We start from the raw sequence: 10,479 nt of genomic DNA, 5'->3' as shown, positions 1-10,479 counted from the left end.
CTTGCTGGGTTACTTGCCTGGGTTACTTGCCTGGGTTACTTGCTGGGTTACTTGCTGGGTTACTTGCTGGGTTACTTGCTGGGTTACTTGCTGGGTTACTTGCTGGGTTACTTGCCTGGGTTACTTGCTGGGTTACTTGCTGGGTTACTTGCCTGGGTTACTTGCCTGGGTTACTTGCTGGGTTACTTGCTGGGTTACTTGCCTGGGTTACTTGCTGGGTTACTTGCTGGGTTACTTGCTGGGTTACTTGCTGGGTTGCTTGCTGGGCGGACGATTCACCGCGTCTTCGCCAGGAGCGCACGGCCGAGCTCCGTCGCCTGGTACCGCTGGTTCGGGGCATGCAGGCTGCCGGGGATGGTCGGCGCGACGAGCCCGGCTTCGATAAGCGGATAGAGGTATACGCGGCGGAAATTGTTCGCGTCACGAAGACCCAGCTGGGCCTGCAGGTTACTGCGCGACTGCGGGGTCGCCGTGGCGCGCAGGACCACCCAGCGGCGCGGCTCGGCGTGCAGCACCTCCGGCGCGTCGTCCAGGCTTTCGCCCAGCAGCGATTCCTGCTCGCGGGGCGGCAGCGCCAGGGGGTGGATGGGCAGGATGGTCGTGAAGTAGGTACGCTCCGCATCCGTTTCGAAGCGAGGCGGGGGCGAGCCGTTGTCGCGCATCGCCTTGAAGATGCTCGGCACACCGGTCCCGCGTCCCTCCGTCAGGCGCAGCTCCTTGAGGAACTCGCCGATGCGCCGGTTGCGATAGCGTCGTGCCACCACGCCGCCCTGGTTCAGGTCGTCCATGCGGATGGAGATGTCCGGCCCCGGATAGCTGGTGATGGACAGCTCGTTGGGCGTGACCTGCACCTCGATGGGCTCCCGCACGTCGTAGCCGCGGTGATAGACGGAGTTCGCCATCGCCTCTTCCACGGCCACGTAGGGAAAGGTGACGAACCGGTCCGCCTCTGCCCGGCTGGCGCGCTTGATCACACGTTCGGCGATGAACGTGGCATGGATGTACGCCAGCGCGTCGCGCAGCTGCCGCCCCAGCGGCCCGGCGAACTGCTTTTCGCGGATCTCCCCCGACCGGCCCTCGGGAAAGTGCACAACGTCGATCTGCACCTGCGGAAGAAAGCGGCGGGGCTCTTCCGTGAAGAACAGCAGCCCCACGTTGCGCGGGTGCAGGTTCTCCGCTGGCCCGTCGGCAATCTGCATGGCGGCGCAGAGCTGCCCAAAGTTCATCGCGCCGGAATCCTCGAACAATCCGCTTTTCACCTCCTGCAGGTGCGCCTGGATCAGGCGAAGCGACAGGTCCGAGATTTCCGCATCGTGCCGAATGCGATCATCGAACGGCACGTTGGCCGTCAGTTGGAGCAGCTCGCTTTCCAGCACGCCCTTCGCCTGCAGGGTGGAGGAGCCGCAACGCACGAAGTAAGCGTGGCTCTTTTCTCCCCTGGCGAGGGAGATCGGGGCCTTGTAGGGCCGGTTCTGTCCTCCGGGCGCCCAGAGCACAAGGACGTGCCTGCCGTCCAGCACGTACGGCTCCACGACCGGGTGATATGCCGGCGTGATGCGGTTGGCGACGTTCAGGATCTCCTTCTGGATGCGGTCCAGCTGGCTGGCTCGCAGTCCGGCGGCCGGGAGCACCGGCCGCCCGTCCTGTTCCGCCACGCCGATGACCAGGTATCCGCCGCCCCAATTGTGCAGGTCGTTCGCGAATGCGCAGAGTGTGTGGAGCGCCGCTTCCGGGTTCCATCCCGCCTTGAACTCCAGCCGCTCCCACTCCACGACGGTGCCCGTGAAGAGGTCCGGAATGTGGATCGGCAACGCCATGGCGCGATATACCTGCGTTCAGGGGGATGCGTCAGGAACACACTCAGACAGAGCGCGCCCAAACAGTACATGATGAACACGAAAAGCGGAAGTGGCTGGCGTGAACAAACGGAAGGCTCGGTCGATCATCACACGGGCAGGTGTGCTGGGCCCCCAGCAAGGCAGCCCACCAGTACCCCACCAGTAGCCCACCAGGCAGCCCCACCAGTACCCAGCAAGTAAGCCCACCAGCAACCCAGCAAGCACCCCACCAGCACCCAGCGAGTAAGCCCACCAGTAATCCACCAAGTAGCCCACCAGTACCCAGCAAGTAAGCCCACCAGTACCCAGCGAGTAAGCCCACCAGTAATCCACCAAGTAGCCCGCCAGCACCCAGCAAGTAAGCCCACCAGTAATCCACCAAGTAGCCCGCCAGCGCCCAGCAAGTAAGCCCCACCAGCAACCCAGCAAGCAACCCACCAGCACCCAGCGAGTAAGCCCACCAGCAATCCACCAAGTAGCCCGCTAGCACCCAGCAAGTAAGCCCACCAGTAGCCAGACAGGCAACGTTCCAAAACGAAAAAGGCGTCCCGCGGGACGCCTCCATCTGCCAAACTCGCCGTCTCCATCAAACCGCAGCTGCAGGCTGTCCCCTGTAACCTGTCCCCTGTAACCCGCAGTTCAATCAGTTGGAAACCGGCGGCGCCTCGAACGGGCCCGGCAGCACGAAGGGCTCCACGAACCCCGGCGCCCGCAGCACGAACCCGCTGCGCGCCTCGCCCACCACCATCCAGCGCACGGGCGACGCGCCGCGGTGGATGGCCGGCTCCACCTGCGCCCGCAGCCGGCCGATGGGCTCGGGTCCGCCGGCGGAGAACGACGCGCGCAGCACGTCGTAATCCACCACGGACCCGCCGGCCTCCGTAGACTGCGCGCCCGGCACCTCGCGCACGAAGACGATGTGGTCCGTAAACGGGATCACCCGCGGCGCCACGCCGGGCCCCAGCGAGCGGGTGCCGCCGGAGCGCAGGTCCCGCACGCGCACCTCGCGCCCCGACTCGTAGACGATGATCTGCCGGCCCGGGTCAAAGAAGGCCGGCACCACCTCGTCCACCACCTCCACGTCCTGCGCCAGCGGCACCAGCGACTGCGCGTTGGGCAGCTCCACCCAGAGCCCGCCCACCTCCAGCCGCGCGGCCGAGTCCGCCCAGGTGGGATGAAAGACGATCTGCGGCGCGCCTTCGCGGCCCGACGTGCGCAGGTCGCCGCGCGCGTCGCGGACGAGGGGCGCCCCGCGGGCCTCCAGCACCTCCAGCAGCTGCCGCGCGATGGTGCGCACCTGCGCGTCGCCCTCGCGGGCCAGCAGGGTGCGGACGAGGGGCGCGTCCTCCACGTCCAGCCGCTGCAGCACGTTCAACCGCACGATGGACGAGCGATCCGTGACAGCGGCCCGCAGGGCCTCGCGCGCGCCGGCGCTGTCCGCCGCGAAACGCTGCAGCACGCGCACGGCCTGCGCCCGCAGCACGTCCGAGGAGCTGGTGGTGAGCTGGCGGCGCAGCAGGTCCACCGTGCCGGGCACCAGCCGGTCGGCCAGCAGCACGGCGGCGTTGGCGCGGACGTGGTCGTCCGCGTTCTCGTTCTGCACCAGCGCCGTAAGCACCGTGTCCAGCTGCGGCCCCAGCCCCTCCAGGCGCGCCCGCTCGCGGTAGTACGCCGGCGACGGCTCCTCCACGTTCAGGATGCGGACCACCTCGTTCACCAGCAGCGCGTTGCCAAAGCGCGGCACCGGGTCCCGCCCGCCGAACACGCACCCCCCCAGCACGCCCAGCCCGGCAAGCGCGAGGGCGCTCCGGGCCATGCGGCGGACGGGAAAGGGGCGACAGAAGGGCATGGACGGTTCTACGGGTCGGTTGACGGTGGCGCGGCGGTCAGGCGCCGGGCGTGAGCGAGCCCAGCACCCGCGGCCCGGCGGCGCCCGTGGCGCTCGGCAGGTTGGCGGGAATGCCGCGCAGGTGCGCCCAGGCCAGCACCGCGAAGGCCACCGCCTCCTTTGCATCCGGATCAACGTCCAGGGCATCCCCGTCGAGGACAGGGACGGGGTCCAGCAGGGCGCGGATGCGGCCGGCCAGCACGGGGTTGCGCGATCCGCCGCCCGTGAGCACCACCTCGTCCACGCCGCGGGGCAGCACCCAGCGGTGGTACGCGTCGGCCACCGTGCGGGCCGTGAGCTCCGTGAGCGTGGCGACCAGGTCCATCCAGTCCTGGTCGCCCTCCGGCTCCAGCACCTCCACCAGCCGCTCCACGAACGGCCGGCCGAACTCCTCGCGTCCGGTGGACTTGGGCGGCGGGGCGTCGAAGTACGGGTGGCGGAGCAGGTCCTCCAGCAGCGCCGCGTCCACGCGTCCGCGGGCGGCCAGCCGGCCGTCGCGGTCGTAGCGGTGGCGCCCGCCCGTGGCGATCTCCACCGCCGCGTCGATCAGCGCGTTGGCCGGCCCCGTGTCGAACGCCCACACGGGCTCGGCGCTGCCCCGCGGCGGCACGCGCGTGACGTTGCCGATGCCGCCCAGGTTCTGCAGGGCGCGGGTGCGGTCCGGCACGGAGAACAGGATCTGGTCCGTCCACGGCACCAGCGGCGCGCCCTGCCCGCCCGCCGCCACGTCGCGCGTGCGAAAGTCGCTCACGACGGGGCGCCCCGTGCGCTCGGCGATGGTGGACGCGTCACCCAGCTGGAGGGTGGCGCCGCGGCGGCCCCCGGACGGCGGGCGGTGCCACACCGTCTGCCCGTGCGAGCCGATGGCGTCCACCGTGGCGATGTCGATCCCCGCCCCCGCGCAGACGGCCAGCGCGCCCGCCGCAAGCCACTCGCCCAGGTCCGCGTGCAGGCCGCAGAGCGCCTCGGCGGACCCCGCGACGATGGCGTCGTGGCTCATCCGCCGCTGCTCGTCCGTGTAGGGGAGCGTCAGCGAGTGCAGCACCTGGATGCGGATGTCGTCCGGCCCGGTCCCGTCCACCTCCACCAGCGCCGCGTCGATCCCGTCCAGCGACGTGCCGGACATCAGCCCGATGACCCTCACGCGGACGGCCCTCCGCGGGCGGCCTGCCGGACGGCGTCCAGCAGCATGCCGTCCATCCGGGCGGCGCCCTGGAACAGCTGGTACGCCGTGGCGCCGGCGTACGGCCCGCCGCGCACCGTCCAGTCCCACACGTTCAGGCCGCGGCGCTGCACCATCACGAAGCTGCGAAAGCGCAGGCGGGCGTAGCGGGCCACGAGCTCCTGCGGATCGTCCTCCATCCCTTCCACGCCCACGCCGTCGCGCGCCTCGCGGTCCTCCACGATGGCCTCCAGCATGTCCTGCAGCACCATCTCCGCCATGACGCCCCTGTGCAGGGCCTCGGTCACACCGGGATGCCCGGCCGGCGCGTCCTCCACGGCCACGCGCAGGGCGCGGGGCGCGATCTCCACCCGCACGAGCAGGTCTTCCCACTCCACCTCGGACGGCGGGCGCGCGGGGAGCGTGCGCGGATCCACGAGAAGCATCAGCCCCCCACCCCGCGCAGCACATCGCCCAGGCGGCCGCCGCTGCGCGCCAGCTCCTCCGCGGCCTTTTCGCGGTCCGCGCCCGTCCAGTGCATCACCATCGCCGTCTTGAGGCTCCCCTCGGCCCGGGCCAGCAGGGCGCGGGCGTCGTCGCGCTCCAGGTCCAGCGTCTCCATGAGGATGCGCTCGCTGCGGTCGCGCAGCTTCTGGTTGGTGGCGCGCAGGTCCACCATCAGGTTGCCGTACACCTTGCCCAGGCGGATCATGGCGCCCGTGGTGATCATGTTGAGCACCATCTTGGTGGCCGTGCCCGCCTTCATCCGCGTGGAGCCCGTGACCACCTCGGGGCCCACGAGCGGCGCGATCACCACGTCGTACACCTGCAGCATCCACTCCTCCGGGTGGGTGCAGAGCAGGAAGCCCGCCCTGGCGCCGCGCTGCTTGGCCCGCGTGAGGGCCCCGTGCACGTAGGGCGTGGTGCCCGACGCCGCGATGCCGAAGACGAAGTCGTCGGGGCCGATCTCCAGGCGGTCCATCTCCGCCCCGCCCGTCTCGCGGACGTCCTCGGCGCCCTCCACGGGGTTCACGAGGGCCGTCATGCCGCCAGCGATGATGCCCTGCACCATCCGGGGATCGGTGCCGTAGGTGGGCGGCATCTCCGACGCGTCCAGCACGCCCAGCCGGCCGCTGGTGCCCGCGCCCACGTACACCAGGCGGCCCCCGGCGCGAAAGGCGTCCTCCGCCAGCTCGATCGCCCGGGCAATGCAGTCCAGCTGCGTGGCCACGGCGGGCGCCACGCGCTGGTCTTCGCGGTTGATGATGCGCGCGATCTCCAGGGCCGACAGTCGGTCGATCTCCGTGGAGGCGGGATTGCGCTGCTCGGTAAGCCGGGGGTCCAGCGGCGGCCTGGAAGTCATTCGGTGCAAGTGCGGGAGACGGCGCGCGCGGGCCGCACGCCAACGTGCGCGGTCCCGCCGGGCGACGCAAGACTTCCGCACGCTTCGGGCCGGGGCGACCGCACACATCCGTTGAGCTTTGCGAGGGAACGTACGGCTTCGCGGCCCGCGTGAACAGCCCCCCTGCTACGTGACTGAGACGAAACGACACGCGTCCGGCATCCGCGGCCGCGCCGTCGAGCCGCCGGACGCCGGGGCGCTCAGCGGTGGATCACCCGGATGCGGACCCAGAAGAACCCGGCATTGTCCAGCAGGAACAGGTTGTCGGGATACGCCGATCCGGTGCGCTTTCCCCTTCCGTTCCACACGTCGTTGATGGCGAGCCACAGATCGCCCGTCTTTTTCGTGGGCCGGGTGCCGCCCGCGGATTCCAGGGTGCGTCCGATGCCAAATACCTGCACGGCATTCCGCGCGTCCGGGTCCTCGGCCTTGGGGAGGATGATCCCGACCAGCTGTCCGTACGGAAGCGGCGGCGCCAGCTTGTTGCGCGTCCGTCCCCGCACGGACCGGTCGGCCGTGATCTCGTCGCCGTCCGGGCCCACCCAGGGCTGGCGTGGACGGATGCGCTCGTATTCTTCCGTGGTGTAGAACGCCTCCGGGGTGACGAGCGAGTCCCTGCGCAGGCTGTCGGCGTACGCCCGCGCGCGGGGGTCCGTACAGGAACGGCCCTCCGCGGGCGCGGGGACGCAGGTGACGGACGCCTCGACCTGCCTGCGCGTCGCCACGCTCTCGTTGACCCGGTAGATGCTCAGGTTGACCTGGCCCGATGCCCAGAACTCGACCTCGTCGTCCGCCTTGATCTCGATGTCCGTGTCCTGCCAGCCCACCTGGGGAGAGACGGCGATGAAGTACTCCGTCCCGTTGGGAAGCTGCCGCTCCAGCTTGACCGACATCCCGCCCGACGACATGGAGATCTCCGTGGGCCGCAGCTGAAAGCGGGAAAACGCGGTCACGATGGCGGCCAACGCGACGCAGGCCAGGACAAGCGTCACGAAGGCCTTGACGATGTACTCCCGTACGGGCACCGTCAGCCACGTGCTCGAGCCTCCTGAACCGGATCCAGTGTCGCTCATTTTCCACCTGCGGATTTTGGGAGGATGGATCTGAACGCGGGAGGGGTCGGCGGATCGCCGACAAAGGCAGGCAGAACCAAGTAGAGGCGGATTCGGCGCGCGCGCAAGACCGTCGCTGCGTCCCCCGCGCGGCGCCGACGGTCCGCCCGGTTCCGTCATTCGCCGCGAAGGAAATGCTTGCCCGCCCCCGGGATGGATCATATGTTTCCATCGCTGCCCCGACAAAGCACCCCGCCGATCCGCATTCCTCCCCATGACCACCTGCCGCGACTGCTCCCGGCCCACGCCGGCCAGCGCCCGTTCGTGCCCGCACTGCGGCATCCTGAACCCCGTCGTCCAGTGGGTCGCGTACCCGGACGGATCGCATCACACGGCCCGCGTGGCGCCCGATCCCGCGGCGGCCGCCGCGGCGCTCTCCGGCAAGCCCGCGCCGCGGCCGGCAATGCCCGCCCCCGCCCGGCCGTCCGCGCCCCGCACGCCGACGCCGACCCCCGCGTCTGCATCCGCGGGGGCCTCCGCGCCGTTCGGGGCCTCGGCGGGAATCGGAGCGTCCGCGCCGTATGAGACATCGACGAGCAGCGGATCGTCCGCGCCCTACGGCGGTTCCGCGCCGGCCGAGACGCACGCGCCGTATGGAGGCTCGTCCGGCGCGTCCGCGGCATCGGACCCGTTTGCCCTCTTCGCGTCGGGCGGGGCGGCCGCGCTGCCGCTGGCCGCCGCGCCCGTGGAGGACTTTGCGGCGGAGATCGAGGCCATCAACCGGTGCTCCACCGCCTTCTTCTGGCTGGCCGGGCTGAACGCGGCGCTGGGGCTGCTGTTTCGCGAGGTGGGCGGCGACGGGCTGCTGGTGGACGCGGGGATCATGGCCGCGCTGAGCTTTGCCCTGCGCCGGTTCCGCAGCCGGGTGGCCGCCGGGCTGCTGGTGCTGTACGCCGGCTTTACCGTCTACACCAAGGTGACGGCCCTGCTGGCGGGCGCGGGCGCCGTGGGCTGGATCTGGATGTGGGTGCTGATCACGGGCATGGCCGTCAAGGCGACCCTGGCCACCGTCAAGCTGAACGAGCAGAAGGCGGCCGGCGCGCTGGCCTGATCCCGCGTCCGGTGGAAGGAGGGGCCCGGCGGCACGCGCGTGTGCCGCCGGGCCCGTTTTCGTCGCGCCCGCCCGCCGGGCGTTCGGCCGGGTTGCCGCGACGGGCGCACGCAGTCACTTTGCTTGGGACGCACCGTTCGTGAACGCACCCCCGATCCACGGCTGAACACGGAATGACAAGGCTCCGCGCGCTCTCGCTGCTGCTGCTGGCCGCCCTGGCGCCCGCCGCCGCCTGCGGCCCCACCGGCGCCGTCCGCGCCCACGCGGCGCAGGCCGACACGGTCACCTTTCCGCTGGAGTGGGACTTTCCCCGCGGCGCCATCGCCCCCGTGACCGCCTCGCGCGGCATGGTGGTGACGACGGACCGCGTGGCGTCCGAGGTGGGCGCCGAGATCCTGCGCCGCAACGGCAACGCGGTGGATGCCGCCGTGGCCACCCACTTTGCCCTGGCCGTGGTGAACCCCGAGGCGGGCAACATCGGCGGGGGCGGGTTCCTGGTGGTGCGCATGGCGGACGGCACGACGGCGTCGCTGGACTTTCGCGAGATGGCGCCCATGGCCGCGTCGGCCGACATGTTCCTGGACAGCGCCGGCAACGTGAGCGACACGCTGTCCCTGCAGGGGCACCTGGCGTCGGGCGTTCCCGGCTCCGTGGCGGGGATGTGGGAGGCGCACAAGCGCTTTGGCTCGCTGCCCTGGGCGGACCTGCTGCAGCCCGCCATCGCCCTGGCGGAGGGGATCGTGGTGCACGAGCGGCTGGCGCTCTCGCTGCGGGCGTACGAGGAGCGGCTGGCACGCTATCCGGCCACGGCGCGCATCTTTCTCCCCAACGGCCGCCCCCCGCGCGTGGGCGAGCGGCTGGTGCAGGCGGATTTGGCGGAGACGCTGCGCCGCATCGCCGAGGGCGGGATGGACGGCTTTTACCGCGGCCGCACGGCGGAGCTGGTGGAAGCGGAGATGCGCCGCGGCGGCGGGATCATGACGGCGGACGACATGGGCCGCTACCGCGCCGTGTGGCGTGACCCGCTGCGCTTTGGCTACCGCGGGCACGAGGTGATCTCCATGCCCCCCCCGTCGTCCGGCGGGGTGACGATGGCGGCCATGCTCAAGATCCTGGAGGGGTACGACCTGCGGTCGCTGGGCTACCTGTCGCCGGAGCACGCGCACCTCTTTACCGAGGCCGCGCGCCGCGCCTACGCCGACCGCAACGCCTACCTGGCCGATCCCGACTTCGTCCCGCAGCCCACGGAGCGGATGATCAGCGACGCGTACGCGGCCGAGCGGCGGCGCACCATCGACCGCAACCGCGCCACGCCGTCCGCGCAGGTCAATCCCGGCCTGGGCCAGGTGCCCGGCGAGGGGGAGAACACCACGCACTACTCCATCGTGGACGCGCGCGGCAACGCCGTGGCCGTGACCACCACCATCAACTCGCTGTACGGCAGCCTGGTGACGGTGGACGGCGCCGGCTTCCTGCTGAACAACGAGATGGACGACTTCACGGCCAAGCCGGGCGTGCCCAACCAGTTTGGCCTGGTGCAGGGCGCGGCCAACGCCGTGCAGCCGGGCAAGCGGATGCTGAGCGCCATGACGCCCACGATCGTCCTGGACCCCAGCGGCCGCGTGCTGCTGGTAACGGGCACGCCGGGCGGATCGACCATCATCACGTCCATCGCGCAGATCGTGAGCAACGTGGTGGATTTCCGCATGGACGTGGCGACGGCCACCAGCGCTCCGCGCCTGCACCACCAGCACCTGCCCGACACGCTGCGCTACGAGCGCGATGGCCTGACGGCGGCCACGGAGGCGCGGCTGCGGGCCATGGGGCACGCCCTGGCGGAGCGCGGCGGCTATCAGGGCGACGTGCAGAGCATTGTGATCCTCCCCGGCGGCTACCAGTCCGCCGTCGCCGACCCCCGCCGCGGCGGCGCCGCCGTCGGGGTGGGGGAGGTGAGGCGGGTCGTGCAGTAGGGGCCCTCACCCGCTCGCTGTCGCTCGCACCCTCTCCCGCAAACTGCGCGGGAGAG

General features: G+C 70.9%; 8 protein-coding genes. 2 read left to right on the top strand and 6 right to left on the bottom strand.

Going from position 1 to position 10,479, the window contains the following annotated elements; genetic code table 11:
• Nucleotides 1-275: 275 nt before the first annotated feature.
• The 6 genes from VFZ20_RS06725 to VFZ20_RS06700 form a co-directional block, all read right to left on the bottom strand.
• Nucleotides 276-1,817, bottom strand: coding sequence for an RNA-binding domain-containing protein (locus VFZ20_RS06725; protein ID WP_329683073.1), 1,542 nt, complete (start codon nucleotides 1,815-1,817; stop codon nucleotides 276-278).
• 664 nt (nucleotides 1,818-2,481) lie between these two features.
• A complete protein-coding gene (locus VFZ20_RS06720; protein ID WP_329683072.1) occupies nucleotides 2,482-3,654 on the bottom strand; it encodes a HEAT repeat domain-containing protein in 1,173 nt (390 codons plus the stop codon).
• A gap of 70 nt (nucleotides 3,655-3,724) precedes the next feature.
• Complete coding sequence (locus tag VFZ20_RS06715; RefSeq protein ID WP_329683071.1) at nucleotides 3,725-4,870, bottom strand: anhydro-N-acetylmuramic acid kinase; 1,146 nt, start codon at nucleotides 4,868-4,870, stop codon at nucleotides 3,725-3,727.
• Nucleotides 4,867-5,334, bottom strand: coding sequence for a hypothetical protein (locus tag VFZ20_RS06710; RefSeq protein ID WP_329683070.1), 468 nt, complete (start codon nucleotides 5,332-5,334; stop codon nucleotides 4,867-4,869). The genes VFZ20_RS06715 and VFZ20_RS06710 overlap by 4 nt, the downstream gene beginning before the upstream one ends.
• Nucleotides 5,334-6,251, bottom strand: coding sequence for an N-acetylmuramic acid 6-phosphate etherase (murQ, locus tag VFZ20_RS06705; protein WP_329683069.1), 918 nt, complete (start codon nucleotides 6,249-6,251; stop codon nucleotides 5,334-5,336). Before murQ ends, VFZ20_RS06710 begins: the two co-directional genes overlap by 1 nt.
• A 239-nt stretch (nucleotides 6,252-6,490) precedes the next feature.
• Nucleotides 6,491-7,315 (bottom strand): hypothetical protein, encoded by an 825-nt coding sequence (locus VFZ20_RS06700; RefSeq protein ID WP_329683068.1) that lies wholly within the window; start codon nucleotides 7,313-7,315, stop codon nucleotides 6,491-6,493.
• Nucleotides 7,316-7,616: 301 nt separating this feature from the next.
• On the opposite strand from VFZ20_RS06700, the gene VFZ20_RS06695 reads away from it, so the two are divergent.
• Complete coding sequence (locus VFZ20_RS06695) at nucleotides 7,617-8,453, top strand: hypothetical protein (protein WP_329683067.1); 837 nt, start codon at nucleotides 7,617-7,619, stop codon at nucleotides 8,451-8,453.
• Nucleotides 8,454-8,626: 173 nt separating this feature from the next.
• Nucleotides 8,627-10,423: a gamma-glutamyltransferase gene (gene ggt, locus VFZ20_RS06690; RefSeq protein WP_329683066.1), complete on the top strand. Its 1,797-nt coding sequence runs from the start codon at nucleotides 8,627-8,629 to the stop codon at nucleotides 10,421-10,423.
• The last annotated feature ends 56 nt before the right edge of the window (nucleotides 10,424-10,479 follow it).

It is taken from the genome of Longimicrobium sp. (assembly GCF_036280135.1).
GTDB lineage: Bacteria > Gemmatimonadota > Gemmatimonadetes > Longimicrobiales > Longimicrobiaceae > Longimicrobium.
This window is presented reverse-complemented; position numbering and strand designations above follow the sequence as displayed.